Source organism: Phenylobacterium montanum (assembly GCF_018135625.1).
GTDB lineage: Bacteria > Pseudomonadota > Alphaproteobacteria > Caulobacterales > Caulobacteraceae > Poindextera > Poindextera montana.
The window spans coordinates 5106243-5131986 of the sequence record NZ_CP073078.1; the positions used below are offsets into that span (position 1 = coordinate 5106243).

The 25744-nt window shown below is 69.3% G+C and carries 25 protein-coding genes and 2 tRNA genes; 13 read left to right on the plus strand and 14 right to left on the minus strand.

Going from position 1 to position 25744, the window contains the following annotated elements; translation table 11 throughout:
• The first annotated feature begins 92 nt into the window (after positions 1-92).
• From KCG34_RS23325 to KCG34_RS23340, 4 genes are read left to right on the plus strand one after another with little or no spacing between them, the layout of a single operon-like run.
• Positions 93-1241 (plus strand): beta-ketoacyl-ACP synthase III, encoded by a 1149-nt coding sequence (locus KCG34_RS23325; RefSeq protein ID WP_211937985.1) that lies wholly within the window; start codon positions 93-95, stop codon positions 1239-1241.
• On the plus strand, positions 1238-1936 hold the full coding sequence (locus KCG34_RS23330) for an iron-containing redox enzyme family protein (RefSeq protein ID WP_249138132.1): 699 nt from the start codon (positions 1238-1240) through the stop codon (positions 1934-1936). The genes KCG34_RS23325 and KCG34_RS23330 overlap by 4 nt, the downstream gene beginning before the upstream one ends.
• Positions 1933-2847: a DUF6999 family protein gene (locus tag KCG34_RS23335; RefSeq protein ID WP_211937986.1), complete on the plus strand. Its 915-nt coding sequence runs from the start codon at positions 1933-1935 to the stop codon at positions 2845-2847. The genes KCG34_RS23330 and KCG34_RS23335 overlap by 4 nt, the downstream gene beginning before the upstream one ends.
• Positions 2848-2875: 28 nt before the next feature.
• Positions 2876-3640, plus strand: a complete 765-nt coding sequence (locus tag KCG34_RS23340; protein WP_211937987.1) for a dienelactone hydrolase family protein — start codon at positions 2876-2878, stop codon at positions 3638-3640.
• Here KCG34_RS23340 and KCG34_RS23345 read toward each other — a convergent pair.
• Together KCG34_RS23345 and KCG34_RS23350 are read right to left on the minus strand one after the other, a co-directional pair.
• Entirely contained in the window at positions 3630-5519 is a 1890-nt protein-coding gene (locus KCG34_RS23345) for an alkyl/aryl-sulfatase (protein WP_211937988.1), read from the minus strand. The genes KCG34_RS23340 and KCG34_RS23345 overlap by 11 nt on opposite strands.
• Positions 5520-5535: 16 nt before the next feature.
• Positions 5536-5802: a hypothetical protein gene (locus KCG34_RS23350; RefSeq protein ID WP_211937989.1), complete on the minus strand. Its 267-nt coding sequence runs from the start codon at positions 5800-5802 to the stop codon at positions 5536-5538.
• Between the two features lie 177 nt (positions 5803-5979).
• Between KCG34_RS23350 and KCG34_RS23355 the strand changes: the two genes are divergently transcribed.
• Positions 5980-6162 (plus strand): hypothetical protein, encoded by a 183-nt coding sequence (locus tag KCG34_RS23355; RefSeq protein WP_211937990.1) that lies wholly within the window; start codon positions 5980-5982, stop codon positions 6160-6162.
• Between the two features lie 3 nt (positions 6163-6165).
• Here the strand turns inward: KCG34_RS23355 and KCG34_RS23360 are convergent, their stop codons facing one another.
• Together KCG34_RS23360 and KCG34_RS23365 are read right to left on the minus strand one after the other, a co-directional pair.
• Entirely contained in the window at positions 6166-7473 is a 1308-nt protein-coding gene (locus KCG34_RS23360) for an MFS transporter (protein WP_211937991.1), read from the minus strand.
• Between the two features lie 110 nt (positions 7474-7583).
• Positions 7584-8408 (minus strand): enoyl-CoA hydratase/isomerase family protein, encoded by an 825-nt coding sequence (locus tag KCG34_RS23365; protein WP_211937992.1) that lies wholly within the window; start codon positions 8406-8408, stop codon positions 7584-7586.
• Positions 8409-8493: 85 nt separating this feature from the next.
• Here KCG34_RS23365 and KCG34_RS23370 point away from each other — a divergent pair, with 85 nt between their 5' ends.
• The gene (locus KCG34_RS23370) at positions 8494-9894 is read left to right on the plus strand and encodes an AMP-binding protein (RefSeq protein ID WP_211937993.1); all 1401 of its coding nucleotides are present in this window, start codon (positions 8494-8496) and stop codon (positions 9892-9894) included.
• Between the two features lie 81 nt (positions 9895-9975).
• Positions 9976-11109 (plus strand): MBL fold metallo-hydrolase, encoded by a 1134-nt coding sequence (locus KCG34_RS23375; RefSeq protein ID WP_211937994.1) that lies wholly within the window; start codon positions 9976-9978, stop codon positions 11107-11109.
• Here the strand turns inward: KCG34_RS23375 and KCG34_RS23380 are convergent.
• Positions 11106-12092 carry an NAD(P)-dependent oxidoreductase gene (locus tag KCG34_RS23380; protein WP_211937995.1) on the minus strand — a complete coding sequence of 329 codons (987 nt, stop codon included), beginning with the start codon at positions 12090-12092 and terminating at the stop codon, positions 11106-11108. The genes KCG34_RS23375 and KCG34_RS23380 overlap by 4 nt on opposite strands.
• Positions 12093-12108: 16 nt before the next feature.
• The gene (locus KCG34_RS23385) at positions 12109-12540 is read right to left on the minus strand and encodes a PaaI family thioesterase (protein WP_211937996.1); all 432 of its coding nucleotides are present in this window, start codon (positions 12538-12540) and stop codon (positions 12109-12111) included.
• Between the two features lie 206 nt (positions 12541-12746).
• Here KCG34_RS23385 and KCG34_RS26030 point away from each other — a divergent pair, with 206 nt between their 5' ends.
• Entirely contained in the window at positions 12747-12875 is a 129-nt protein-coding gene (locus tag KCG34_RS26030) for a hypothetical protein (protein ID WP_256440740.1), read from the plus strand.
• 80 nt (positions 12876-12955) lie between these two features.
• Here KCG34_RS26030 and KCG34_RS23390 read toward each other — a convergent pair whose 3' ends face one another.
• The 5 genes from KCG34_RS23390 to KCG34_RS23410 all read right to left on the minus strand — a co-directional run bounded on the left by KCG34_RS23390 (position 12956) and on the right by KCG34_RS23410 (position 18571).
• Positions 12956-14101: a DNA cytosine methyltransferase gene (locus tag KCG34_RS23390; protein WP_211937997.1), complete on the minus strand. Its 1146-nt coding sequence runs from the start codon at positions 14099-14101 to the stop codon at positions 12956-12958.
• A gap of 94 nt (positions 14102-14195) precedes the next feature.
• Complete coding sequence (locus tag KCG34_RS23395; RefSeq protein WP_211937998.1) at positions 14196-16148, minus strand: S9 family peptidase; 1953 nt, start codon at positions 16146-16148, stop codon at positions 14196-14198.
• Between the two features lie 72 nt (positions 16149-16220).
• Positions 16221-17240: an alpha/beta hydrolase gene (locus KCG34_RS23400; RefSeq protein ID WP_211937999.1), complete on the minus strand. Its 1020-nt coding sequence runs from the start codon at positions 17238-17240 to the stop codon at positions 16221-16223.
• A 1-nt stretch (position 17241) separates the two neighbouring features.
• Complete coding sequence (locus tag KCG34_RS23405; protein ID WP_211938000.1) at positions 17242-18036, minus strand: hypothetical protein; 795 nt, start codon at positions 18034-18036, stop codon at positions 17242-17244.
• 130 nt (positions 18037-18166) lie between these two features.
• Complete coding sequence (locus tag KCG34_RS23410; protein WP_211938001.1) at positions 18167-18571, minus strand: DUF1761 domain-containing protein; 405 nt, start codon at positions 18569-18571, stop codon at positions 18167-18169.
• A 122-nt stretch (positions 18572-18693) separates the two neighbouring features.
• Here KCG34_RS23410 and KCG34_RS23415 point away from each other — a divergent pair, with 122 nt between their 5' ends.
• Positions 18694-19152, plus strand: a complete 459-nt coding sequence (locus KCG34_RS23415) for a VOC family protein (protein ID WP_211938002.1) — start codon at positions 18694-18696, stop codon at positions 19150-19152.
• Positions 19153-19214: 62 nt separating this feature from the next.
• Positions 19215-20921 (plus strand): methionine--tRNA ligase, encoded by a 1707-nt coding sequence (gene metG, locus KCG34_RS23420; RefSeq protein ID WP_211940947.1) that lies wholly within the window; start codon positions 19215-19217, stop codon positions 20919-20921.
• Positions 20922-20924: 3 nt separating this feature from the next.
• Here the strand turns inward: metG and KCG34_RS23425 are convergent, their stop codons facing one another.
• The 3 genes from KCG34_RS23425 to rlmB form a co-directional block, all read right to left on the minus strand.
• Positions 20925-21632, minus strand: coding sequence for a YjbE family putative metal transport protein (locus KCG34_RS23425; RefSeq protein WP_211938003.1), 708 nt, complete (start codon positions 21630-21632; stop codon positions 20925-20927).
• A 59-nt stretch (positions 21633-21691) separates the two neighbouring features.
• Entirely contained in the window at positions 21692-22915 is a 1224-nt protein-coding gene (locus tag KCG34_RS23430; protein WP_211938004.1) for a hypothetical protein, read from the minus strand.
• A 195-nt stretch (positions 22916-23110) separates the two neighbouring features.
• Positions 23111-23956 (minus strand): 23S rRNA (guanosine(2251)-2'-O)-methyltransferase RlmB, encoded by an 846-nt coding sequence (rlmB, locus tag KCG34_RS23435; protein ID WP_249138133.1) that lies wholly within the window; start codon positions 23954-23956, stop codon positions 23111-23113.
• Between the two features lie 157 nt (positions 23957-24113).
• Between rlmB and KCG34_RS23440 the strand changes: the two genes are divergently transcribed.
• The 3 genes from KCG34_RS23440 (at position 24114) to tuf (ending at position 25673) form a co-directional block, all read left to right on the plus strand.
• A tRNA-Tyr gene (locus KCG34_RS23440) sits at positions 24114-24199 on the plus strand.
• 154 nt (positions 24200-24353) lie between these two features.
• Positions 24354-24427: transfer RNA gene (locus tag KCG34_RS23445), tRNA-Gly, on the plus strand.
• Positions 24428-24482: 55 nt separating this feature from the next.
• Positions 24483-25673: an elongation factor Tu gene (gene tuf / locus KCG34_RS23450; protein WP_211938006.1), complete on the plus strand. Its 1191-nt coding sequence runs from the start codon at positions 24483-24485 to the stop codon at positions 25671-25673.
• The last annotated feature ends 71 nt before the right edge of the window (positions 25674-25744 follow it).

Consider the following 25744-nt stretch of genomic DNA (forward strand, 5'->3'; position numbering starts at 1 on the left):
AAAAAACTAATTGAACACCGCTCAATTATGTGGTTCTCCTCTGTGGCGTCAAGCGGAACCCTCCGCCCGACGTTTTGGAGAAACCCCTGACCATGGACCCTCTCAGTCCGGTCTACATCACCGGTTGCGGCGCCTTCCTTCCGGGCCAGCCGATCGACAACGAAATCATGGAAGACCACATCGGCCGGGTCGGCGGCGCGCCGTCGGTGTTCGGCCGCCGGGCCCTGCGCTGGAACGGCATCGCCCGCCGCCACTACGCCCTGACCCCCGAAGGCCGCTGGCTGCACTCCAACGCCTCCATGAGCGCCGAGGCGGTGCTGAGGGCGCTGGAGGCGGCGGGCCTTGGCCGCGCCGACCTCGACTGCCTGGCGGCCGCGACCACCCAGGGAGACCTTCTGGTCCCCGGACACGCCAGCGCCGTGCATGGCGAGCTGGGCGGCGGGGCGCTGGAGCTGGCCAGCTTCCAATCGGTCTGCGCCTCGGCCCTGATGGCGGCGAAATATGCCTGGATGGCGGTGCGCACCGGCGAGGCGAACTGCGCCGCGGCCTGCGCCGGGGAGTTCTCCTCCCGCTGGTTCCGGCCTGAGTTCTACGAAGGCGGCGCCCTCATCGACACCAAGGGACGGCTGGCCATGGCGGCCGACTTCCTGCGCTTCACCCTGTCGGACGGGGCGGGAGCGGTGGTGATGGAAAGCCGCCCGCGGCCGAAGGGCCTGAGCCTCAGGGTCCAGTGGATCGACATGGTCTCGCTCGCCGGCCGCTTCGATCCCTGCATGTGGGCCGGCGCCAGCGAGCAGGGCCGGGCCGAGCGCGACGGCGGCTGGAGCCGGCGCGGTCCTCTCGCCGCCCACGCCGAGGGCGCCATCGCCCTGCAGCAGGACTTCAATCTGCTGAAAGCGGTGATCCGCGCCTGGATCGGGGTCTATCTGGACAAGGTCGACGCCGGCCGCATCGACCCGCGCGCCGTGGACCATCTGCTCTGCCACTATTCCGCCCGCTCCTTGCGTGAGGAGATCGTCGGCCTCCTCGAAGCCACCCACGCCATGATCCCCGAGGAGCGCTGGTTCACCACCCTGACCGAGACCGGCAATGTCGGTTCGGCCTCGATCTGGATCATGCTGGAGGCCCTGGTCCGCAGCGGCCGGGTCCAGCCTGGTCAGCGGATCCTGTGCATCGTGCCCGAAAGCGGCCGCGCCATGGTCGGCTTCATGATGCTCGAGGCGGTGGAGGCGGTGCGATGAGCGGCGCCCTCGTCATCGCCGAGCCGGACGCGGACGAGGCCGTCGCCGCGGTCCTGCGCAAGCTGGCCGTGGTCTGGACCGGCTTCGAGGCCCGGCTGGAGGCCGTGCCCCTGATCCGCAAGCTGACCCGCGGTCGGTTCGAGCTGGCCGACTACCACGCCTTCCTGGTGCAGCTGCGCCAGCAGGTGAAGGACGGGGCGCTGTGGATGTCCCGGGCCGCCTCCAACATCGACGAGCAGCACCTGGAGCTGCGCTCGATCCTGATGCGCCACGCCGTGGCCGAGCACCGCGACTTTCGCCTGCTCGACGCCGACTATGTCGCCTCCGGCGGCGCGCGCCAGGCCATCGAGAACGGGGAGAAGAACCTGGGCTCCGAGGCCCTGTCGGCCTGGATGTTCCACAAGGCGTCGCAGGCCAATCCGTTCGGCCTCCTGGGCGCCATGTTCATCATCGAGGGGCTGGGCTCGATCAAGGCCGGCGAGTGGGGCCGCAGGGTGTGCGAGCGGCTGGACCTGCCGACCACCGCCGCCCGCTTCCTGCTCTATCACGGTGAGAACGACGCCGGGCACATGGAGGAGTTCCAGGCCATGCTGCGCCTGGTGCTGCCCGATGCGGCCACAGCGGCGGCCATCGTCCGCTGCGCCGAGGTCACCGCCCGGCTTTACACCCTGCAGATCGAGGAGATCGCCGCATGAGCGATCCCTTTGATCCCAGAGGCTTCGATCCGCGCGACCCGGACCCGACCCTGGCCCTCTATCTGGACCAGAGCCTGCCGATCGACGACAGCGCCAAGCGGGCGCTGCTGGACTGCGACCGATCCGGCTCGCGCCGCTGGTTGTTCCCGCTGATCCGGCCGGCCCTGCTCGCCGGCTTCGTAGTCATCAAGGGCGTCCGCGCGATCTCGCCCCGGCGGCCGAACCTGAACCAGACCCTGCACCGGCTGATCCACTGGGGCCTTCGGACCTTCGCCTCGCCCGAGGCCAACCTCCTGATCCTCAGGCACTTCCACATCGGCACGGAGATCCTGGCCTTCATCAAGGCCAACGCCGGGGGCGTCGAGATCGCGACCACGCCGCTCAGGCCTCGGACCCTGAAGGACCTGGAGGCCAACCTGTTCCTGCAGCACGACCTCAACGTCTACAACTTCATCATCCAGCTCAACGCAGGTCTCAGAGCCCAGGGGCGGGACCTGGAGCCGGTCGCCCAGCCTGACTTCTCGATGATCTCGGATCGCTTCGAGTTCGATCCCCTGCCCAACGGGCCGCTGAACCGGATCGACGTGCAGACCGCGGTCGAGGCCTACACCCCACTCTACGCTCTGCTCCTGCCGCGCAAGGACTTCGAGCGCGCGGCCAGCTCGCTGCAGCTGGACGAGGTGGTGGGGATCAGCGTGGCCAAGATCCTGGGCAGTTCCTACCACCTGGCCTTCGTCAAGAACGGCCATCCGCTGGTGCGGCTGTCCTCGCTGCAGGCCGGCTACCGGCTGATGATGCACGGCCTCGACTGCGAGGCTTTGCACGGCTGGCTGCGCGTCCTCAAGCACCGTCAGGCCCAGGGCCTGCCGCTCGACCCGCGCGCGCCCACCGTCGCCCGCCTCGCCGCCTGAAATCCCTTTCGAAAACAGGAAGACCAAGATGGACCTCCTCGCTCATGCTGCGCGCCTCGAGCCGCATCTCTCCGTCGTCCGGCCGACCGGCCTTCAGCGCTACCCCGTGGTGGTGCAGATGCACGACTGCTCCGGCGTCAACGCCACCCAGTTCCGCTATGCCGAGGCTGCACGGGACATCGGCTGCGCCGCGGTGGTGCTGGACTCGTTCGCCCCGCTCGGCATCAGTCGCCCCGAGGCCAAGGCCACGGTCTGTACGGGCCTGAGGTTCCGCGGCGACCAACGCGCCGTCGATCTTGTGGCGACGCTCAAGTGGCTCACCCGCCAGCCCTGGGCCGACCCCGACAACATCGTCGTCGCCGGCTGGAGCCACGGCGCCTGGGCCGCCATGGAGGCGCTGGCGGGCTCTGCTGACGAAGCCCTGGAGGCGCGGGCGCTGCTGTCGCGGCTCAGGGCGGCAATCCTGTTCTACCCCTATGCTGGGGCCGCTTCGCATACCTATCGCCAAGGCTGGGGGCCGCACCGGCCCAAGGTCTATGCCTGCCTGGCCGGGCGCGACATGGTGGTAGGGCGCGTGGCGCCGGCGCGCACCTTCCAGCGGCTGAGGGACGACGGCCTCGACGTACGCATCCTCGACCTGCCGGACGCGGGGCACTGTTTCGACGATCCGGAGACCAATGCTCTTTTCGCCCGCTACAGTCCTTGCCTCGCCGAGCAGGCCCGCCGCTTCTACCTGGACGCCCTGGCCGAGGCGTCAGCCAAGCCTGGGCCGCGGCTCGCCTTCAGCAGATGATCTCGAACCAGAAATCGAACACGTCCATCAACTCGAACAGCTCGCCCAGGCCCTGGGCGTCGCCGTCCACGGCCAGGGTTCCGGCGTCGACGGCGGCCGCGACGGTGGTCTCCTTCAGCGCCAGGGCGACCAGGACCTCGCGGGTCAGGCGCACAGGGATGGCGCCGGGCTCGGCCTTGCCAGGGGTGTGGCGCAGGACGGCGTTCTCGACCGAGAGGCCATAGCGCTCGCCGGTGTCGGTGAAGGCGAGGTCGAAGGCGAAGGTTCGGGCGCCGGCCTTGTCGCCGTTCAGCCGCACCGACAGGGAGTCCAGCAGCTGCTCGACCGGCAGGTTGCGCACCTGGCCCGCGGCGCCGGGCCGGGGGAAGGGCGAGGGCGCGCGGGGGTGGCGCAGCTCCAGCGCCCCGGTCAGGTAGAAGTCGCGCCAGGGACCCGACTCGGACTGATAGCCCAGCTGCTCCAGGGCGTCGGCCTGCAAGAGGCGCGCGTCCATGTTGGCGGGGTCGGCGAACACCAGGTGATTCACGATCTCGGCCGTCCAGCGGTAGTCGCCGGCGTCGAAGGCCGCCCGCGCCTTGGCCAGCAGGGCCTCAGGTCCGCCGGCCAGCTCGACATAGCGCCGCCCGGCCTCGGTGGGCGGGTGCTTGTGCAGGTTGGCGGGGTTGCCGTCGAACCAGCCGAGATAGCGCTGGTAGACCGCCTTGGTGTTGTGGCTCAGGGTCCCGTAGTAGCCGCGGGTGTGCCACTCGGCCGCCAGAGTGGGCGGCAGGGCCAACTGCTCGGCGATCTCAGGGCCGGTCAGCCCGTGATTGGCCAGGCGCAGGGTCTGGTCGTGGACGTATTTGTAGAGGTCGCGCTGCTGCTTCAGGAACCCGCGCGCCGCGCCCTTGCCCCAGCGCGGCCAGTGGTGGCTGGCGAACAGCACCTGGGTCTTGTCGGCGAAGAGGTCGATGGCCTCGTCGACGTACCAGCTCCAGGCCTTGGCGTCGCGCACCTGGGCTCCGCGCAGGGTGACCAGGTTGTGCAGGTGGCAGGTGCAGTTCTCCGCCATGCACAGGGCGCCGAACTGGGGGAAGAAGAAGTTCATCTCCGCCGGAGCCTCGGTGCCCGGCGTGACCTGGAACTCGATCTCGACCCCGTCGATGGTCAGCCGCTCGCCGGTTTTGCAGATGCTGCGGGTCGGCGGGACCAGGCCGACGCTGCCCAGCGACACCGCCTTGCCGAGGCCGCAGTCGACGTGGCCGCGCGGCCCCCGCGGCAGGATCGAGCCGTACATGAACATGGCCCGCCGGGTCATGGCGTTGCCGGCTAGGACGTTCTCGCTGACGGCCTCCTTCAGGAAGCCTTCCGGGGCGATGATCTCAAGGCCGGCGGCGAGGTCGGCGTCGCTGATCACGCCGCGCACCCCGCCATAGTGGTCGACGTGGCTGTGGGTGTAGATCACCGCGCTAACGGGCCGCTCGCCCCGGTGCTGGCGCATCAGCTTCAGCGCCGCCGCCGCACACTCGGCCGAGGTCAGGGGGTCGACCACGATCAGGCCGGTGTCGCCCTCGATGAAGGTGACGTTGGAGATGTCGAAGCCGCGCACCTGATAGACGCCGGGGGTGACCTCGAACAGGCCGTGTTCGCGGTTCAGCCGGGCCTGGCGCCACAGGCTGGGATTGACCGTGTCGGGGCACGGGCCATCGCCCTGGAAGTCGTAGAGGCTCATGTCCCAGACGGTGCGGCCGTCCGCGGTCATGATCCGGCCGTCGGGGATCGTGCCCACGAAACCGCGATGGGCGAGGGCGAAGTCCGCCCCGTCGTCGGCCGGCAGCTGCGCCGCCAGCTCGGCCTGGGCCTTGCGGGTGGCGTCGGTGGCGTCCTTGGGTTCGATCATGCGCCCCTTCCCCCTATCAGTGGCCCTGAGCGGGCGTGGCGCCCCCTTCCTGCTTGGCGCGCGCGGCCTTGATGGCATCTCGGCACTCCGGCGAGACCTTGTCCAGGTTCTTCCACAGGCAGAGTTTGACCGCCTGCCGGTCCAGCGCCGCGACCTCGCTGGGGCACAGGGCCCTGGCCGAAGCCATGCAGGCCTGACGCGGGCTCTGGGGGGCTGTCTGGGCCTGGGCGGCGCCGGTCAGGGCGAGGGCTGCGAGAGCGAGCGAACAGGCGATCCGGCGCATCGGGGGCTCCAGGTTTGCGACAAATTGGCAGATGATGTGTCAATATCAAGGGGCGAGATTGAGGCCACAGGCGGGAAGCGACCCGGGGTTCGGGTAAGGATCAAAAAGATCGTTGCCGGATCGCCGGATCGGCCGCACATTACCGATAGTTCATGATCTCACTGGGGGGTGAGGCTTATGGAACCTGCGCGTACGGCGCTGCGACGGCCGGTCCTGATGGTCGCCATCGCCGCCATGGCTTTCGGGGTTGGGCTGTTGGCCGTGCAATCCGGCTTCCGCCAGGCGCGCGCGCCCACGGTCGAGACGGCGGCCATACGGGAATGGAATGCGATGGTCACGCCTCACGGGCCTGATCGTTAGGGCTTAGGTCGCCTTCAGGGCGGGCGAGAGCGCCAGAGTCGCGCGGCGCCGCCAGGCCACGGGCTCGATCGGCCCCAGCACAAGCCCCCAGCAGATAACGCCGGCGATCGACAGGGTTGCGGCGGCCAGGAAGGCCGGGCGGAACGAGCCGGTGGTCTGCACGATCCAACCGGTGACCATGGGCGCGCTGATCCCGGCGAGGTTGCCCACCAGGTTCTGGATGCCCATCCAGCGTCCTGCGGCCGCAGGGCCGGCCAGGGTCTGACCGACGGTGAAGGTCATCGGGCTCATCGCGCCGGAACAGAAGGCGGCCAGGCAGAGGCAGGGCGCGACCCAGGTTCGCGAGGCGTAGGCGGTCAGGACCAGCATCACCCCACAGCCGGCCATGCCGCCCAGCATGAAAGCCTTGCGCGCCAGGGTGACGCCGCCGCCCCGGCGGATCATGTGGTCGGAAAGGTGGCCCGAAAGCGCCGCGCCGACGGCTTGCGAGGCCGGCACGGCCGCGCCGATCCAGGCCATGGCGGTCAGGGAGAAGTGCTCCGCCTTGACCAGGAACAGCGGCAACCAGGTCAGGATCAGATAGGGCGAGTAGGAATAGCAGAACTGGCCGAACGAGACGCCCCACAGATCCCTCTGCCGCAGGATCTCGCCGAACCCGGGCGCTTCCACCGCCGGCTCGGCCGGGTGGGCCGGCGTTGAGCCGGGCAGGGGGGTGGCGAACCAGGGCAGCAGCCACAGCAGCGACACCGCGCCCAGGCAGAGGAACACCGCCTGCCAGCCGAACCGGGCCAGGATCAGCCCGCCCGCCAGGGTCCCGGCCGCCGGCCCGACGAACATGCCGACCGAGATGATCGCATTGGCGAAGCCGCGCTGACGGTCGGGGGCGTGCTCGGCGAGCAGGCGGGCGTTGGCCGGAAAGATCACGCTTTCGCCCAGGCCCAGCATCAGGCGCAGGACCAAAAGGCTCGCAAAGCCGGTGGTGACTCCGCACAGCATGGTGGCGCCGGCCCAGACTGTCAGCCCGCCGGCCAGGACCCAGCGGATAGGGAATTTCTGGGCGACCACGCCGGCGACCGGCTGGGCCAGGGCGTAGGTCCAAAAGAAGGACGACAACAGCACGCCCATCTGGGCGGCGTCCAGGCGCAGCTGGTCCTTGAGCAGCGGCGCGGCCACCGACAGGCTGCCGCGGTCGGCGTAGTTGAGGAACATCAGAAGGGCCAAGAGCCCGATCAGTCGCGTCGATACCCCCGTCGCGCCTGACCGGGCCTCCATTGGCCGCGCGCCCTGCCGGTCGCCCCGATCGTCCAGCATGCGAACGCGCCCATCCCCCCAAAGGAGGCCGCGACGCTGGGGGCGCTCAGAATGGCTCGCAACTGCACATTTTTGACCAAGCGCACGAAGTCTGTGGATTTCGCAGCGGGTTACCGCCCTTTGAAATCGGCCGGGCGCTTTTCCATGAAGGCCAGCATGCCCTCGCGAGCGTCCTCGGACTTGAGCAGCGGAAGAAGCTGCAGGAAGACGTGGTGGACGTGGTCGTTGAAGGTCTCGTTCAGGCCCATGCGCATCATCCGCTTGGAGGCCTGCACGGCCAGGGGCGCGTTGGCAGCGATCTCGGCGGCGATCTCGCGGGCGCGGCGCAGGACGTCGCCGTCGGCCACCACTTCCGAGGCCAGGCCCATCTCCACCGCCTGCTCGGCGCTCAGGGTGCGGCCGGTGAAGATCAGCTCGGCGGCCTTGGACCAGCCGATCAGCCGCGGCAGGAACCAGGTGCCGCCGGATTCCGGCACGATGCCGCGCTTGGTGAAGGCGGCGGCCAGCTTGGCGCCCGGGGCGATGATGCGGATGTCGCAGCCCAGAGCGGTGTCGAATCCATAGCCCGCCGCAGAGCCGTTGATGGCGCAGATGGTCGGCTTTTCCATGTTGAACAGCACGGTCGGCGGGGTGTGCTTGAGGTCCAGGTTGGAGGGGTTCGAGGTTCCGCCGGAGATGCCGCCTTCGCGCGGCTGGGTCACCTCGGTCAGGTCCAGGCCGGCGCAGAAGGCGCGGCCGGTGGCGGTCAGGATCACCGCCCGCACCGCCGGGTCCTTGTCGGCCTCCAGCAGGCGGTCGGTCAGCTGGTTCAGCATGTCGCGGCTGATGGTGTTCATCCGCTCGGGCCGGTTCAGGGTGATCACCGCGGTGTGGCCTTCGACGGCGTACAGCACTTCGGGCGCTTCGGTGACCGCGACGGTCTGGGTCTGGGCCATGACGGGTTCCTCCGGTTCATTATCGTTGTTCAGGCGAGCAGGCTAAGGCTGGCGAGCCGGGCGTCAATGGGCTTAGAACCGCGCCATGTCGGAAAACCTCTACGACCTTCTCGCCTCGCGTTTTCCCGCCAACCGCTCGCGGCCCTGCTTCCTGCTGCCGGACGGGAGCGAGATCAGCTATGGCGCTCTGGAAGAGGGCGTCGGGCGCCTGGCCAGCCTCCTGATCGCGCGCGGTGTTGTCCCCGGCGACCGGGTGGCGGCGCAGACCGCCAAGAGCCCTGAGGCGGTGATGCTCTATCTGGCCACGCTGAAGGCTGGGGCGATCTTCCTGCCGCTCAACACCGCCTACACCGCCGCCGAGATCGAATATTTCCTCGAAGACGCCGAGCCGCGCCTGTTCGTGCAGGACGCCGTGGCCCTGGCGGCCGAGGCGGCGGCGTTCGCGCCCCTGGCCGCGGCGATCCCGCGTACCGGCGCCGATCTCGCCTCGATCATCTACACCAGCGGCACCACCGGCCGTTCGAAGGGCGCCATGCTGAGTCACGCCGCCCTGGCCGACAACGCTCTCGCCCTGCACCGCATCTGGGGCTTTTCGGAAGCTGACGTGCTGCTGCACGCCCTGCCGATCTTCCACGTGCACGGCCTGTTCGTGGCCCTGCACTGCGCTTTCCTGAGCGGCGCGCCGATGGTCTGGTTGGCGAAATTTGATGAGGACCAGGTGCTGGCGGGCCTGGCTCGCTCGACGGTGATGATGGGGGTGCCGACCTTCTACGTGCGGCTTCTGGCCGACCCGCGCTTCAACCGCGAGGCGGCCTCTCACATGCGGCTGTTCATTTCCGGGTCGGCGCCCTTGCTGGAATCCACTTTCGCCGAGTTCGAGCAGCGCACCGGCCAGCGGATCCTCGAGCGCTACGGCATGAGCGAGGCGGTGATCATTACCTCCAACCCCCTGGATGGAGAGCGCATCCCCGGCAGCGTCGGCTATCCCCTGCCGGGCGTCTCCCTGCGCGTCGCCGGCGGCGAGACCGGGGTCATTGAGATCAAGGGCCCCAGCGTTTTCTCCGGCTACTGGCGCAACCCGGAAAAGACCGCCGAGGAGTTCACCGACGACGGCTGGTTCATCACCGGCGACGTGGGGCGGCAGGACGCGGACGGGCGGGTCTGGATCAGCGGCCGGGCCAAGGACCTGATCATCTCCGGCGGCTACAACGTCTACCCCAAGGAGATCGAGCTGCTGTTCGACGAGATGGAGGGGGTGGCGGAAAGCGCGGTGGTCGGCGTTCCCCATCCCGACTTCGGTGAGGCGGTGGTGGCGGTGGTGATCGGCCAGGGCGACGAGGCGGCCCTGATCGCCAAGGCCCGCGAGCGCCTCGCCGCCTTCAAGGCCCCCAAGCGGGTGATGTTCGTGGACGAGCTGCCGCGCAACGCCATGGGCAAGGTGCAGAAGAACCTGCTGCGCGAGCGGTTCAAGGGCCTGTTCGCCTGACATCGGCTTAACCCGAATTCATGAAGCCTCGGCTGGGGCCGATGCTAGGCTCGCCGCGTCCATCGCAGGCAGGGGGCGGCCATGGTCAATCCGGTATTGCAGCGCGGGCATTCGGTCGGCTTGGCGATGGTCCTCGCCGCAGGCCTGGGCCTTGCGGCGCCGGTCCTGGCGGATGCGCCGGCGGCGCCCGGTCCGCTGACGGACGCCTTCATCCGCTACACCCTGCCCGTGACCGACCGGGTGCACGTGATCTACCGCACCTGGACCAGCACCGAGCCGCCCTTCGAGGGCAACAGCGTGGTGTTCGAGCAGTCTGATGGCCTGGTGGTGGTCGACGCCGGCGGCTCGCCGCTGTCGGGCCGGCACATCGTCGAGCAGATCAAGGGCTTCAGCGGCAAGCCGGTCAAATACCTGATCTACACCCATTGGCACGGCGACCACGACCTGGGCGCAGGGGCCTTCCGCGAGGCCTGGCCGGGGGTGCGGATCATCTCCACCGCCGCCACCCGCGAGGCCATGACCGGCCCGCCCATGGCCTATATCGCCACCTACAGTCAGGACAACGGCGGGGTGGCCGCGATCGCCCAACAGCGCCTGGCCGATCCGGCGGTCTCCGAACGCCGCAAGGCCGGATGGCGCAAGCTGCAGGCGGCCCTGCCCAGCATGGTCGGGGCCTATAAGGGCCTGAAGGCCTGGCCGGCCGACATCACCTTCACCGACCGCCTCAGCCTGCCGGATGCGGAGACGCCGATCGATGTGCTGTTCCTGGGCCGGGCCAATACCGAGGGCGATGCGGTGGTCTGGGCGCCGAAGCAGCGGGTGCTGGCCGCGGGCGACATTGTGGTCAGTCCCGTGCCTTACGCCGGCTCGTCCTTTCCGGCCGAGTGGATCGGGGTCCTGAACAAGCTGAAGGCCTACGACTTCGCCTATCTGGTCCCGGGTCATGGCCGGGTCGAGACCGACCGCGCCTATCTGGACAAGCTGACCGGCGCCATCCAGGCCGTGCGCGACCAGGTCGGGCCGCTGGCCGCCAAGGGGCTCAGCCTGGAAGAGGTGCGCAAGCAGACCGACTTCACCGCCCTGCAGACTGTCTTCGGCGGCGATGACGACTGGGACCGCGCCCAGACCCGCGGCTTCTTCATCGAGGCCCTGGTCAGCAACGCCTACAAGGAGGCCCGCGGCGAGCCGATCATTCAGGGGCGGGACGGGGGCTAGAGCCCAACCTCAGACCGCGCCGCCTCGTTCAGCAGCGGCTCGCCGGCCAGGTAGCGGCGCAGGTTCTCCAGGAACTGGTCGTCGCCGCGGGTGAGGGTGCCATCGCCGCCGTTCGAGGTGTGGGCGGTGACCCGGACCTTGGGGTGGCTCCATTGCCAGGCGCCGGCGGGCAGGGGCTCGGTGCGGAACACGTCCAGCACCGCATGGCCTGGCTGGTCGCGGTCCAGGCCGTCGCGCAGGGCCTCCTCGTCCACCAGCTCGCCCCGGCCGATATTGATCAGGATCGAGCCCGGCTTCATGGCCCCGAAGAAGGCCTCGCCGGCCAGCCCGCGGGTCTCGTCGTTTAGGGCGCAGGCCAGCACCACAACATCGCTTTCGGGCAGCAGGGCCGGCAGGTCCGCCGGCTGGGCCAGGCGGTCGACTGAGGGCTCCACGCCGCCCGAGCGGCGCACCGCGGTCAGGTGGGCGCCGAAGGGCCTCAGGCGCTTGGCGATCTCATGGCCGATGGTCCCGAAACCGACCAGCAGCCAGCGGCTATGGCCGATCTCGGTAAAGCTCAACCTTTTCCATTCGCCGGCCGCCTGGGCCGCACGGGCCGGCTCGATGGGGTGCAGCAGGCTGAAGGCATGGGCGACGACATATTCGGCGATCGGGATCGCCTGGGCGCTGCCTTTGCTGACGCGCAGGCCCTTGGCCATCACCGCCCTGAAGCCGGGATTGTCCAGGCCGGCGCTGAACACCTGGGCCCAGCGGCCTCGGGTCCCCTGCAACACCTTGCCGAACAGGGCCGGCATCATGCCGGTCGGAAACGAATCCAGGCTCAGCCAGAAGATCTCGGGATCGACGGTGTCGGCCGCGATCGCCTCGCCGTTGCGCTTGAAGACGCCGTCGCGGTTCAGGGTGACCACGTCCAGGTCGCGGGCGACGGGGGCCAGGCGCGGGCCCAGCCGGGCCAGGGCGGCTTCGGTCAGCAGCAGTTGCATGGTCTTCCCTCTCTTCTCACGCCCGAGGATAGAGGATGATCTGGGTGCAGCGGAACGCCGCCAAAAGCTTGCCGCTCGCCTCGTCGGTCAGCTTGGCGTCCCAGACCTGGGTGGTGCGTCCGCCGTGCAGCAGTTCGGCCGTGCAGGCCACCGCCCCCTCGCGCACCGTGCCCATGAAGTTGCACTTGACCTCGGCGGTGGTGAATCCGTTCGCCCCCTCCGGCCAGGCGCTGGAGACGCCGTAGGCGCAGAGGATGTCGGCGATGCTCAAGACCGCCCCGGCAAGCAGATAACCGGTGTGGGCCACCAGGTCCGGCCGCACCTCGAACCGGCCGCTGACCCGCCCGTTCTCCACGGATGTGACGGTCAGGCCCAGATGGCCCGGCACCTTACCGATATTGGCCCGGTTCAGGTCCTCGACGCTGGTGTGGTTGGTCGTGGCGGCCATGGCGTTTCCCCGGTTTTTCCTGTGCGGCCCGAGACTGCCACGACAGCGGCCGATTTGGCATCGGTCCAGACGCGATTCGGTTGCATGATGCCGTTGCGCCCGCGTCGATTTAGCGGAACCGGCGGCTTTCGTTCATGACCGCTTCATCGCCGGGGCGCTGGGGTAACCATGCGCCGTATCCATAAAAGGCGCGAAGGAGAGAGTTCATGAGCAAGCTGCTGATTTCGCTGGCCGCCTTCGGCATGGCTGCGGTGGTGGCGACGTCCGCCTCGGCCCATCCGTGGCATCATCACCACCATCATCATCACCATCACCACCATCACATGTCGCACTAAGCGACACGCGCTGGACCCGGGTCCGGAGCGTCACGGGCTCGCCGATCGCCGGCGGGCCCGTCTTGTTTGGGCGGCTATGGTCAGGCGGCGCGGCGGCGGCGCTGGTCGGTCTGCAGCAGCGGCTCGAACAGGTGCTGGGCCAGGTGGCGCACCACCGGAACCACCACCCCGTCGCCGGTCAGGTGATAGGCGTCGCTGTATCGGCGGGGCAGGACGTAGTCGTCGCTGAGCCCCATCAGCCGGGCGGTCTCGCGGGCTGAGATCAGGCGCGAGCGGACCCGCTGGCCCTCGACTACCAGGATCGTCTGCCGGCTGGAGCCGCCGGCGGGGGTGCGCAGGCAGCCGGCCACCTCGTCGAAGCGCACCTCGGCCCGCTGGACCTTGCCGCCGCCCTCCAGTGGCCGCGTGCGGCGGTAGACCCCGCCGACCATGCGCCGGCCAGCGCGCTTGGCCGCCTCGACCTTGGCCAGGTTCAGCGGCGACATCATCGCCAGCAGCCGGCGAGTCTCGGCCGGTGTGTGCCAGGCGACGCTCGTGGGCTGCTCCTCGACAAGGTCGGCGAAGGTGGTGTTGCGCCGCTCCGGCGCCGGCAGGTTCAGCCACAGGTGACGGCTGCGGACCTCGGCCGGCAAGGCGGCGATCGCCCTGGCCAGGGTCGGGCTGTGGAAGGGGGCGATGGGGCCGGGGGCGGTCAGGGCGGCAGGCGCGGCGACATCCTCGCGAACGCCGACGATGAACAGGCGCGGCCGAGACTGCGGCACGAACAGTTCGGCATTGATGGTCAGGGCGCCGAAGCGATAGCCGCCGGCGGCGAAGGCGCGGCAAAGGGCCTCGAAGTCGCGGCCGCCGCGCGAAGTCAGGGCGCCGCAGACGTTCTCGATCGCCACCAGTTTCGGGCCGCGCCCCTCGGCGCAGAGCGCTTCGACCAACCCCCAGAAGGGATAGAAGGCGCCCGAGCGCTCGGCGCTGAGGCCCGCGCCGCCGCCGGCCAGCGACAGATCCTGGCAGGGGAACGAGCCCCAGACCAGGTCCGCCTGGCCCGGAAGGTCCGCCGCCGTCAGCTTGCGCACGTCGCCGACGAAGAGTTCGCCGCCTGCGCCATGGTTGGCCTGGTAGGCCAGGCCCTTCTTGCCGTCGAAATCGTTGGCGAACAGGCAGGTCCAGCCCAGGCCCAGGCCCTGGCGGGCCATACCGCCGCCGGCGAAGAACTCGTAGAAGCTGGGCATGGGCGGCGCGTCCTGAGACCGGTCCCGGACACCCTATCCGAGATGCCGATTAAGACCTGTGGTCGGCCGCTTTGGTTAACGAAGTCTTGCCAGCCTATTCCCCCGCCTTGTCGCCCAGATAATGGTCCAGCCAGCCCAGTTCGTCGTCGTTCAGCTGCTTGATGTGTTCGGGCGCGCGGATGCCGTGGCCTTCGCCTTCGAGGATCAGGAGCTTGGCCGGCGCGCCCACCGTCTTCATGGCGTGCCAGAACTCCACCGACTGAGGCGCGGGGCACTCCACGTCGCGCTCGCCGACATAGATGAAGGTCGGGGTCCTGGCGTTCTTGATGCTGGCCAGCGGCGACAGCTTTTCGTAGATCGCCGGGTCGTCATAGGCCGAGGCGCCGAAGAACGGGACCATCCACTGGTCGATGCCGTTCTCGCCGTAATAGCTGATCCAGTTGGCGATGCCGGCGCCGGCGATGGCGGCATGGAAGCGGCTCGTGTGGGTGACCGTCCACATGGTCATGAAGCCGCCGTAGGAGTGGCCGTAGACGCCGAGCCGCTTATCATCGACCGGGGCGATCTTCTCCACCGCGTCGACGCCGGCCAGGATGTCGCGCAGGTCGCCGCCGCCGAAGTCGCGGACATTGGCGCGAGTGAAGGCCTCGCCCTGGCCGTAGCTGCCGCGCGGGTTGGGCTCGAAGACGAAATAGCCCTTGGCCAGGAGTTCGCGGGTCAGCACCGAGCGGCCGACGAAACCGACATAGGTGGGCGTGGTCGCCGCACTGGGCCCGCCGTGGATGATGGTCAGCATGGGGTAGGTCTTGCCGGGGTCGGTCTTGGTCGGCGACAGCAACCAGCCCTGGACCGTGCGGCCCTCGCTGGTCCACTCGACGCTGCGGGCCGAGCCGGCGGCGGGCAGGGCGGCGTTGTCGCGGGTGATGCGGGCGGAAAAGCCCAGCCCCGCGATGGGAGCGACCGCGATCTCCGGCGCGTGCTCGTAGTCCTGTACGATGCTGGCCGCGGTCTCGCCCTTGGCGTCCAGCAGGATCCGGCCGTCGCCGCCCTCCACCGACAGCGGCGCGGACCACAGGGTCTCGATCTTGCCGGTCTTGGGGTCGGCCGCGACCAGGGCGGCCTTGTCGCCGATCAGGGCGGTGGCCAGGATGCGGCCCTTGCGCCAGGCGAGGCTGGTGAAGCTGCCCTTGAAACCGGGGGTCAGGTCGACCGGCGTCCCACCGCCGGTGGGGACGAGATAGAGATCGCCGCCGACCGAGCCGAAGTCGCTCATCAGCCCACCGATGAAGGCGACCTGGGCTCCGTCCGGCGAGATCCGCGGGTCGTTGAGCTGGTCGGCGGGCTTGGCGATGCGATGGGCGGCGCCCGTGGCCAGGTCCACGCCCTCCAGGTCCGCCACCCACCAATTGTTGTCGCCGTCCCCCTTGGCGGCGGTGGCGACGAAGCCCTTGCCGTCCGGGGTCCAGTCGTACTCGTAGACGAAGGTGTCGGCGGGTGAGACCAGGCGCAGGGGCTCTTTCCCCGCGGCGGCGACCACGGCGATGCGCTGTTCGTCGGGGGCCTCGCCGATCTCGCCGACCTGGGGCGCGGCGGCCTGGGTGGCGCCCACCTCCTTGTGCGCCCCGACCACGGCCAGGAAGCCGATCGTGCGCCCGTCCGGCGACCAGCGCGGCTTCTGCGCGACGCCGTTGAGGCTGGCGCGCGCCGTCACCCCCGCTGCGTTGGCTAGGTAGAGGGTGGTGGTCCCGGCGACGCGGTTCTGGGCCATGAAGGCCAGGGTTTCGCCATCGGCCGAGAAAGTCAGGTCGTGGTAGCGGCAGCCGGGGCAAGGGTCGATCCGCCGGATCACCTGGCCGCCCGTCGCGTCGCGCAGGGCGATGGCCTGGTGCGGCTCGCGGCTGGGGTCGCCGTCATCGTCGTATTCGACGCTGGCGGTCCGCTCGGCGCCCGGCGAGAGGGCCAGGTCGGCGAAGACGTGCTGGCGGACCGCGGCGGGCGGCGCGCCCTGGGCGGTGGCGAGGGCCAGGGCGGCGGCGAGGATCAGCATTGGGAAAGCTCAGGCTAGGATCGGAGTTGGGCGAGCCAAGCCGGCTTCGCCTTGGGTGTCAACGCGGCGCCGTCAGTCGTCGGAGGCGCGCGGCGTGACCGGCTTGGCCGGCGGCCAGGCTGGGGTTCCATTGTCCAGCACAGCCTGGGAGATCAGGCCGATGTCGACCCGTTTGCGCGACCAGCCGTTCGGGAAGACGGGATCGGGCGGGTCCTGCCAGGGCCAGGGGAAATAGTCCTCGTGCCCCTGGTTGAAGCGCGGGTCGCCGGTCCCTTGCGGAATCTCGTACCACTCGGTCTTGCCGAGCGCCGCCGAGCCGGTCTTGAGCCGGGGGCCATAGCGCCCGAGCGCTGCGTCGGCCCCCGGATCGTTGGGCCACAGGGCCTGTTCCACCGCATTGCCCGGCGGGAAGGCCAGGGACAGCACCCGGTCGGCGCGGGACGAGACGACCACGAACCGCTCGATCGCCGCCACCGCCAGGGCGTAGTTGGGATCGTCCAGCACCTCGTCGCTGGCCGCAGCGGCGGTCAGGAGGGCGGTGTCGAACCGGGGCGTGCGGTAGCCCTTCTTGGCCGCCTTGGCCAGGGTCTGCTGCACCGTCTCCAGCACCACCCGCGCGCCCATGCTGTGGCTGACGAAGGAGACACGGGACATCTGGGTCGCCGCACTGAGGATCAGGTCGGCGAAATGCGCGCCGGTCAGGCGCACGTCGGGCAGCAGGAAGGGGTAGTTGATCGGCAGGTACCAGTCGCCGGCCCAGAGCACCGGGACGGCCACGTCAATGCCGGATGCCGTAAGGTCCCAGGGACCGGGCGCGCCCATGCCGGGCAGAGCGCCGTCGGGCGCCATCTCCTGGCTGGCGCAGCCGAAGCTGGTATAGCCGTTGTCGCGGCCGACGTTGAAGCCATGCACGACGAAACAGACATGTTTGCCGCGCCAGGCCGCCTTGACCTGATCCCAATCGACCAGGGTGAGCTTCGGCGGCGGGTTCCAACTGAATGCGGGGCCATCGACGTCGAGCTCATAGACCGCGGCTGAAGTGACCGCGCTCGCCTGGGGCGTGCTCATGTCGCGGAAGCTGAGCACCAGCATGTCAGGACGGCTTGCCGGAGATCGACTTGAACGCCGTCAGGGCGTTCTGCAGCGAGGTCGACAGGTCCTTGGCCACGGGCGCCAGGGGCACGGCCACCAGGCCGGCCAGTATGTCGATCGGCCAGGGCAGGGGGGTGACGCCGGCCTTGGCCATGCCGATGTTGAAGCCCACCGCCAGGGCCACCGAGACCACCGCCGCCCAGCTCTTGGCCGAGGCTTCGTACTGCTCGTCGGCCACCTGGAAGGCGGCGTTGATGCGCGCGTCGAGGGCGGTGGCGAACCGGCCGGCCAGGGCCTGGGCCGGGTCGATCGCCGGAGCTGCGGCTGCGGCCCCCGCCGCCCCGCCTCCCGCGGCGGGCGCCGCCGCCGGCGCCTTCAGCGCCGCCGCCAGCTGGCCGGAACTGGCGGCCGGCATATCCCAGACCGCCGCGATCAGGGCCGTGGCCGCGTCCTGCTCGAGGAAGGGCAGGCCGAGCCTGACGCCCTGGCGGATGGTGTCCGAGGCCGGGCCGTCGCTGCGGCCGGCGCGATATTGCTGGGCGACGATCTCCTCGTAGTCCGCGCCATAGGCGAGTTTCAGCGCCGGTCTCAGCGGCCCGATCATGCGCCGCACGCTGCCCAGGCCGACATAGGCCAGGCCCACGTGTCTCAGGTGCTTGTGCGGCCCCTGGCGATAGCTGAAGGCGAAGGCCTTGCCGACGGATTCGACGACGCCGAACGCCGCTGCGCCAAGGGCCCCGACGCCGGCCACCGCCGCGCCGAGTTGGTCCCATTGCATCGAAAAGGGATCGCTCATGCCAAATCGCCCCCGGTCTTGCCTGTCGGAGATCACGCGCACTTTCGACCGCGCGACGTAACAGCGGTCGGAACCCTCACAGCATAAGCGTAGTCGAATCGGACTTCGGTGCAACAGCCGGTTGTCGGCTTTACGCTCGGGGCGGCAGGGCGCCGAGGGTCAGGCCGGCGAGCGCATAGGCCAGAAGCTGGTAGCCCATGTTGATCGCGACCAGCGCGCCCCTCTGGCCGACGAACAGATAGTCGATGGCCATGGTGGTGAAATCGAAGAACAGCCAGGCCGCCAGGGCCACGCCCAGCATGGCGCCGAGGCTGCGCGCGCCCAGCCGCCGCTGCAGCCAGGCGAGGCCGAGGACGATGATCAGGGTGTCGCCCATGCCCAACCCCTGGGCGAAGCCGACGCTCTTCGGCTCGGGCGGCGTTCCCAGCGCCGCGATCCAGGCGTCCTTCAAGATCACCGCGTAGTAGAGAAAGCCCGCCACCTCGAGCAGGACCAGCGCGGCGATCACCGCGATCCAGTTGACGCCCTTCAGCATGTTTCGCTCCCTTTCGCGGAGGCGTTCGCGCGATCTGTGTCGCGTCCCTGGTCCCCCAGCCAAGAATAGTCGAAAACCGAGCCAAGGTTGAGCATCAGCTTCGCCGTGCTCAGGAGGGGGATATGGCTGATGCGGACTTTGGCGCGCCGCCGAAGGGTGGCTGGGCGCCGATGGTGGCCGAACTTCTGGTCACGGACATCGGCGCAAGCCTCCGCTTCTGGCGCGAGGTCCTGGGGTTCTCTATCGCCTATCAACGGCCGGACGAGGGCTTCGCCTATCTGGAGCGACCCGAAGGAGCGCAGGTGATGCTGCACCAGCGCTGCGGGGTGTGGGAAACCGGGCCGATGGCGGCGCCGTTCGGTCGCGGGGTGATGTTCCAGGTCTATGCCGACGATCTCGGCTCAGTCGAGGCGGCGATCGCCCGGGCTGGCGTTCCGCTGCACGCTGGCCCGCGCGAGGTCTGGCGCCGCCACGGCGATCGTGAGGGCGGCCAACGGGAGGTGTTTGTGCTCGATCCCGATGGTTATCTGGTGATGGTCGCCCAGACCCTGGGCCAGCGCCCCTTGCAGCAACAGGCCTGACCCGCTTTGGCTTTGGCGGCATTCCGCCTTATATGCGCGCCTTCCTTGTTTCCGAGACCGACATGGCCCGCATCCTGATCACCTCCGCCTTGCCCTACATCAACGGGATCAAGCACCTGGGGAATCTGGCCGGGTCGATGCTGCCGGCCGACATCTATGCCCGCTTCCAGCGCGCCCGCGGCCACGAGACCCTCTATATCTGCGCCACGGACGAGCACGGCACCCCGGCCGAGCTGGCCGCCGCCGAGGCCGGCCAGGACGTGTTCACCTATTGCGAGGAGCAGCACCGGGCGCAGCACGACGTCGGCCGCGCCTTCGGCCTGTCCTGGGACTGGTTCGGCCGCTCGTCCTCGCCGCAGAACAAGGTTCTGACCCAGCACTTCGCCGAGGTCCTGGAGAACAATGGCCTGGTGGAGGAGCGAACCGACCGTATGGTCTATTCGTTGGCCGACAAGCGCTTCCTGCCCGACCGCTATATCGAGGGGACCTGCCCGCACTGCGGCTATGAAAAGGCGCGCGGCGACCAGTGCGACAATTGCGGCAACCTTCTGGACCCGGTCGACCTGATCAATCCCTATTCGGTGATCTCCGGCTCGCGGGATCTGGAGGTGCGCGACACCCGCCACCTCTATCTGTTGCAGACGAAGATGCAGGATCGCATCAGGGGCTTCGTCGACCAGAAGGCCGACTGGCCGACCCTGGCCCGCTCGATCGCCTACAAGCACCTGGACGAGGGCCTGATCGACCGCGGCATCACCCGCGACCTGGCCTGGGGCGTGCCGGTGACCCGGGGCGGGGCGCCGCGCCCGGGATTTGAGGACAAGGTGTTCTACGTCTGGTTCGATGCGCCGATCGAATACATCGCCGCCACCCACGAGTGGGCCGACGCGACCGGCGCCGACTGGGAGCGCTGGTGGCGCACCGACAAGGGCGCGGGCGACGTGCGCTATGTCGAGTTCATGGGCAAGGACAACGTCGCCTTCCACACGGTCAGCTTCCCCGCCACCATCCTGGGCTCGGAGGAGCCGTGGAAGCTGGTGGACATGCTCAAGGCCTTCAACTGGCTGAACTGGTACGGCGGCAAGTTCTCCACCTCGCAGAAGCGCGGTGTCTTCATGGACCAGGCGCTGGAGATCCTGCCGGCCGACCTGTGGCGCTGGTACCTGACCGCCAACAGCCCGGAGGGCTCGGACACCGCCTTCACCTGGGAGCAGTTCGTCACCGCCGCCAACAAGGACCTGGCCGACGTGTTCGGCAACTTCGTCAACCGGATCCTGAAGTTCAACGAGAGCAAGTTCGAGGGCGTGGTCCCGGCGGGCGGCGAGCCCGGGCCGCTGGAAGATAAGCTTTACGCCGACGTCGCCGCACGCCTGGCTGAACTGACCGAGCTGATGGAGGCGATCGAGGTTCGCAAGTCGGCCCAGGCGCTCAGGGCGCTATGGGTGCTGGGCAACGAGTACCTGCAGGAGGCCGCGCCCTGGACCGCGATCAAGACCGACGCGGCGCGGGCGGCGGTGATCGTGCGTACGGCCATCAACCTCGTCGGCCTGTTCGCCAGGGTCTCGGCCCCGGTGGTCCCGTTCGCGGCGGAGAAGATCGCCGAGGCGCTGGGCGAGTCGTACCCGCCGACCTGGCCCAGCACGGACATCGCCGCCGAGCTGTCGCGCATCGAGGCCGGGCGGCCGGTGCGCGCGCCCGAGGTGCTGTTCAAGAAGATCGAGGACACCCAGGTCGCCGAATGGACCGAGCGGTTCGGCGGGGCGGAGTAGGGGCTATTTCTTCTTGTGGTGCGCCGCCTCTTCGCCCGGCTTAATGTCCAGCCAGTCGGGCATCAGGGCGTTGTAGGGGGCCACCGCGTCGAGGCCGATCACCACCCCGCGATAGCCCTCCCACATCATGTGCAGGGCGACGTAGAACACGATCGCCACCCCCACATAGCCCAGCCAGCGCATGCGGTGCAGGAACTTGGCGATGGCGTTGGCCGCCAGGCCCGTCAGGCCGATCGAGAGCAGGAGGCCGAACACCAGGATGTAGGGGTGGGCGTGGGCCGCGCCCGCCACGGCCAGCACATTGTCCAGCGACATGGAAAGGTCGGCGGCCAGGATGTGCAGGAAGGCCTGGGACAGGGTCTTGGCCGGCGGGTCGGCCTGATCGCGCGCGGCGCGGCCCTGGGCCCTGAGTTCGCCCACCATCTTCAGGCACACCCACAAGAGCAGTATGCCGCCAGCGAGGGTCAGGCCGATCAGGTTCAACAGCTGAGCGGCCGCCAGGGCGAAGGCGATGCGCATGACCACGGCCGCGGCCAGGCCCAGCAGGATGGCGAGCCGGCGATCCTTGGGCGTCAGGCCGCTGGTCGAAATGCCCACGGCGACGGCGTTGTCGCCGGCCAGCACCAGGTCGATCAGCACCACCTGGACCAGGGCGGAAAGCGGCCCGATCCACATCGCGCCAGCCAGGCTCGCAAAGAAGGTCTGCCCCATCAGGGATCAATGAAGTTTTGGCGCGGCGCTGGCAAGCGCTCGTCCGTGAAGCTTGGGCGTCAGCGGGCCGGCTCGGCCTGACGTCCGGCGGCCCGGGCGGCGGCGTGCTCTTCGTCGGCCAGCATGGCGGCGCGGGCGGCTGCGCGGGCCCGGCGGCGCTCGGCCCGGTCGCGCTCGGCGGTGTGGCGCGCCGCGGCGACCAGCACCACCACCACCAGGATCAGCAGCAGGACGGCCAGGATCGAGCTCACGGGAACCTTGCCCAGCCCCGGCAGGTCGACATCGCCCATGTGCAGGTTGAACAGGCCCAGGCTCTGGGCGGGGGGTTGTTCGGCCATTGGCGCTGGTTTGACCGGTCGCTCCAGCGACAGCAGCGGCAGCGCCTGGGCTGCGCCGTCCAGATGAGCGACCAGATCGGCCCTCAGCGGGCCCCCGGCCGAGCCGGGCTGGGGCTGGACCTGCCAGGCGAAACTCGGCGACGGCGCGGTCAGGGAATCAGCGGCTGGCGCTTGCAGGGTCTGGGGCGCGGCTGGGGTGATCAGATAGCCGTCTCCGCTGAGGCTGGCGGTGACGTCGAAATGGCGCGCCTCTTGGCCCAGGCCGTTCTTGGCCGCCTCGTTGCGGATGCGGGCGTAGAGGTCGGCGGGCAGGGTCAGGGTGACCGAACCCGGCTTGCCGGCCGCGAGATCGTCGCTGACCACGAAGCCGGAGCCGTCGGCCACCGGACCCCGGAGGGCGCCTTGCATCTGGGCCAGGCGCTCGCTGACTGCGGCGGGGGCCGGCGCCGCGGGCCTGGCGGCGGCCGAAGGCGCCGGCTGGCTGGGGCGCAGCCCATGGCGCTGGGCGGTGAGGCGAGCTGCGGGGGCGCCGTGGGGCGTCATCCCCCAGACATGGGTGTTGCGGGCCCATTGGCGGTGAGGGTGGCGATGGGGCGACGGCGAAGCCTCGGCCAGGGCCGGCGCCGGCCTGGCTGACGGCTGGTCGTAGCGGTGACCATAGACCCGGGCGCGCTCGTCCGCCGACATGTCCTCGGGGTTCGGGATCGGGGCCATGCTGGCGGTCTGGTCCGCCGGTGCGGGCGGCGGCGTCGGCGCGGCCTCGGCCGGCGGAGGCCCGCCGGCGAGATCGGGTGCAGCGGGGGGCGGCGGCGCCTCTGCGGTGGCCATGGGCGGCGGCGGCGGAGCCTGCTCCGGCGGCGGGCCTTCGCAGCCGGCGACGAGCAGCACCAGGACCCCGATGAGGCCGCTGGTGACGACGTCCCAAGCCTTCAGTCGCCAGCTCACTGTCAAAATCCGCGCCTTTCCTACAGCACTGGCGTCCGCGCTTGCGCCCAACGGTCGGACGCAAGGGGGCCAGAGAACCACGCTCAAGCCGGAAATCAACAAAATTAACCTGTGTCGGGGAAGGTCATTCACCCCTAAAGCGAGATATTGGTTGGGTTTTCTCGCTTTTGGCGGCGCCGGGTGCGACGCTTTGCGTTAACCTTTGGCGCCGGTTCCGCGGGGCCGCGACAGCTCATAGAGGGCCACGGCGGCCGCGGCCGAGACGTTCAGGCTCTCGAAGCCGCCGGGCATGGGGATTCGGGCCAGGGCGTCGCAGTGTTCGCTGACCAGGCGCCGGATGCCCTCGCCCTCGGAACCCAGCACCAGCACGGTGGGCCGCTCGTCCAGCACCGCTTCCAGCGTTTCCTGAGCGGCGCCGTCCAGGCCCACGGCCCGCCAGCCGAGGTCGGCCAGCCGCTCCAGGGCGCGCGACAGGTTGGTGACCCGGGCGTGGGGCAGGATGTCGACCGCGCCCACCGCCGCCTTGGCCAGGGCGCCGGCGAGGGCGGGGGCGTTGCGGTCCTGCAGGATGATCCCCCTGGCCCCGAAGGCAGCGGCCGAACGGAAGATGGCGCCGACGTTCTGGGGATCGGTCAGCTGGTCCAGCATGACCAGGGGGCCGGACCGGTCCTCGGCCAGCTCGTCCAAGGGCAGGGGCTCCAGCGGGTCGATCTTCAGGGCGACGCCCTGGTGCACGGCGCCAGCGGGCAGGGCGCGGGCGATCTGGGCCGCATCGGCGATCTCCAGCGCAGGCGGCTGGCCGAATCGTTCGGTGAGCTGACGGGCGCGGTCCTCGCTCGCCAGCAGGCGCCGCGGCTTCTCCCGGCGCGGGTTGGCCAGGGCCGCCTCGACCGCGTGCCAGCCCCACAGCCAGTCGCTCGAAGCCTTGTCATGTGCGGATTTGTGCGGCGCTTTGTGGGGGCCGGGACGCCCCTGGCTCGGCCGTTCCGCCCCCGTCTTCGGACGAAATTTCCGGTCGTTGCGTTCGCGAAAAGAGGCCACTATAAGACGCGCTCCATTTTGGGGCCTCGAAGCCTCCGCGGCGCCGGCCGAGCGATGTGCTATCATCTCTCGGCTCTGCAGGCGGAGGTTTTTTGTTCGAGGGCCGTGGCCATCCGGCCAAGGCTTTCGGGCGAAGATCGATGCTTCCGGCGCGCGCGGGGGAATGTCCCGAGCGGCAAAGGGGGCGGACTGTAAATCCGCTGGCGTACGCCTTCGTAGGTTCGAGTCCTACTTCCCCCACCACGCGCGCCGAGGCTGAAGATCCGGTCCCCAGAACGCAGGTTTTGGATCCCGGTCGGGAGCCAAGGCTGCGCTACCGTGTTTCTGGGCTCAGGCTGACCGGCGACGCCGGCCTGGACCGACTGGAGGAGTTTCGCGGCTCGACCGCTTCACCCTTGCGGGTATAGCACAATGGTAGTGCAGCAGCCTTCCAAGCTGAGGATGCGGGTTCGATTCCCGCTACCCGCTCCAGATTTTCGAGACCCCAACCCGCGCCCCTCAAAACCGCGCCACTACAGGTAAGACGATGGCCAAGGAAAAATTCAACCGTAACAAGCCGCACTGCAACATCGGCACGATTGGTCACGTTGACCACGGCAAGACGACGCTGACGGCGGCGATCACGATGACGCTGGCGAAGACGGGCGGCGCGACGGCGAAGAAGTACGACGAGATCGACGCGGCGCCGGAAGAAAAGGCGCGCGGGATCACGATCAACACCGCGCACGTGGAATACGAGACGCAGAACCGCCACTACGCGCACGTCGACTGCCCCGGGCACGCCGACTATGTGAAGAACATGATCACCGGCGCGGCGCAGATGGACGGCGCGATCCTGGTGGTGTCGGCCGCCGACGGCCCGATGCCGCAGACCCGCGAGCACATCCTGCTGGCCCGTCAGGTCGGCGTGCCGGCGCTGGTCGTGTACATGAACAAGGTCGACCTGGTGGACGACGCCGAACTGCTCGACCTGGTCGAGATGGAAGTTCGCGAACTGCTGTCCAGCTACGACTTCCCGGGCGACGACATCCCGATCGTCAAGGGCTCGGCCAAGGTGGCGATCGACGGCGGCGACCCGATCATCGGCGAGAACTCGATCCTGGAGCTGATGACCCAGGTGGACGCCTACATCCCGCAGCCGGAGCGTCCGGTGGACCTGCCGTTCCTGATGCCGGTGGAAGACGTGTTCTCGATCTCGGGCCGCGGCACCGTAGTCACGGGCCGTATCGAGCGCGGCGTGGTCAAGGTGGGCGAGGAAGTCGAGATCGTCGGCATCCGCCCGCTGCAGAAGACCGTCTGCACCGGCGTGGAAATGTTCCGCAAGCTGCTGGACCAGGGCCAGGCCGGCGACAACGTGGGCGTCTTGCTGCGCGGCACCAAGCGTGAAGACGTCGAGCGCGGCCAGGTGCTGTGCAAGCCGGGCTCGATCACCCCGCACACCAAGTTCGTGGCCGAGGCCTACATCCTGACCAAGGAAGAAGGCGGCCGCCACACCCCGTTCTTCACCAACTACCGCCCGCAGTTCTACTTCCGCACGACCGATGTCACCGGCATCATCAGGCTGAAGGAAGGCGTGGAGATGATCATGCCCGGCGACAACGCCGAGCTGGACGTGGAGCTGATCACCCCGATCGCGATGGAAGAGAAGCTGCGCTTCGCCATCCGCGAAGGCGGCCGCACGGTCGGCGCGGGCGTGGTCTCCAAGATCGTCGAGTAATCGCGTCTCAGCCTATCCAGGCTGAACAGGGCGGCCGTCGGGGGAACACCCCCGGCGGCCGTTTTGCGTAC

Bases quoted from the DNA above. Each gene is read 5' to 3' on its own strand.
- KCG34_RS23325 (WP_211937985.1), top strand. From the start codon at position 93: ATGGACCCTCTCAGTCCGGTCTACATCACCGGTTGCGGCGCCTTCCTT.
- KCG34_RS23330 (WP_249138132.1), top strand. From the start codon at position 1,238: ATGAGCGGCGCCCTCGTCATCGCCGAGCCGGACGCGGACGAGGCCGTC.
- KCG34_RS23335 (WP_211937986.1), top strand. From the start codon at position 1,933: ATGAGCGATCCCTTTGATCCCAGAGGCTTCGATCCGCGCGACCCGGAC.
- KCG34_RS23340 (WP_211937987.1), top strand. From the start codon at position 2,876: ATGGACCTCCTCGCTCATGCTGCGCGCCTCGAGCCGCATCTCTCCGTC.
- KCG34_RS23345 (WP_211937988.1), bottom strand. From the start codon at position 5,519: ATGATCGAACCCAAGGACGCCACCGACGCCACCCGCAAGGCCCAGGCC.
- KCG34_RS23350 (WP_211937989.1), bottom strand. From the start codon at position 5,802: ATGCGCCGGATCGCCTGTTCGCTCGCTCTCGCAGCCCTCGCCCTGACC.
- KCG34_RS23355 (WP_211937990.1), top strand. From the start codon at position 5,980: ATGGAACCTGCGCGTACGGCGCTGCGACGGCCGGTCCTGATGGTCGCC.
- KCG34_RS23360 (WP_211937991.1), bottom strand. From the start codon at position 7,473: ATGCTGGACGATCGGGGCGACCGGCAGGGCGCGCGGCCAATGGAGGCC.
- KCG34_RS23365 (WP_211937992.1), bottom strand. From the start codon at position 8,408: ATGGCCCAGACCCAGACCGTCGCGGTCACCGAAGCGCCCGAAGTGCTG.
- KCG34_RS23370 (WP_211937993.1), top strand. From the start codon at position 8,494: ATGTCGGAAAACCTCTACGACCTTCTCGCCTCGCGTTTTCCCGCCAAC.
- KCG34_RS23375 (WP_211937994.1), top strand. From the start codon at position 9,976: ATGGTCAATCCGGTATTGCAGCGCGGGCATTCGGTCGGCTTGGCGATG.
- KCG34_RS23380 (WP_211937995.1), bottom strand. From the start codon at position 12,092: ATGCAACTGCTGCTGACCGAAGCCGCCCTGGCCCGGCTGGGCCCGCGC.
- KCG34_RS23385 (WP_211937996.1), bottom strand. From the start codon at position 12,540: ATGGCCGCCACGACCAACCACACCAGCGTCGAGGACCTGAACCGGGCC.
- KCG34_RS26030 (WP_256440740.1), top strand. From the start codon at position 12,747: ATGAGCAAGCTGCTGATTTCGCTGGCCGCCTTCGGCATGGCTGCGGTG.
- KCG34_RS23390 (WP_211937997.1), bottom strand. From the start codon at position 14,101: ATGCCCAGCTTCTACGAGTTCTTCGCCGGCGGCGGTATGGCCCGCCAG.
- KCG34_RS23395 (WP_211937998.1), bottom strand. From the start codon at position 16,148: ATGCTGATCCTCGCCGCCGCCCTGGCCCTCGCCACCGCCCAGGGCGCG.
- KCG34_RS23400 (WP_211937999.1), bottom strand. From the start codon at position 17,240: ATGCTGGTGCTCAGCTTCCGCGACATGAGCACGCCCCAGGCGAGCGCG.
- KCG34_RS23405 (WP_211938000.1), bottom strand. From the start codon at position 18,036: ATGAGCGATCCCTTTTCGATGCAATGGGACCAACTCGGCGCGGCGGTG.
- KCG34_RS23410 (WP_211938001.1), bottom strand. From the start codon at position 18,571: ATGCTGAAGGGCGTCAACTGGATCGCGGTGATCGCCGCGCTGGTCCTG.
- KCG34_RS23415 (WP_211938002.1), top strand. From the start codon at position 18,694: ATGGCTGATGCGGACTTTGGCGCGCCGCCGAAGGGTGGCTGGGCGCCG.
- metG (WP_211940947.1), top strand. From the start codon at position 19,215: ATGGCCCGCATCCTGATCACCTCCGCCTTGCCCTACATCAACGGGATC.
- KCG34_RS23425 (WP_211938003.1), bottom strand. From the start codon at position 21,632: ATGGGGCAGACCTTCTTTGCGAGCCTGGCTGGCGCGATGTGGATCGGG.
- tuf (WP_211938006.1), top strand. From the start codon at position 24,483: ATGGCCAAGGAAAAATTCAACCGTAACAAGCCGCACTGCAACATCGGC.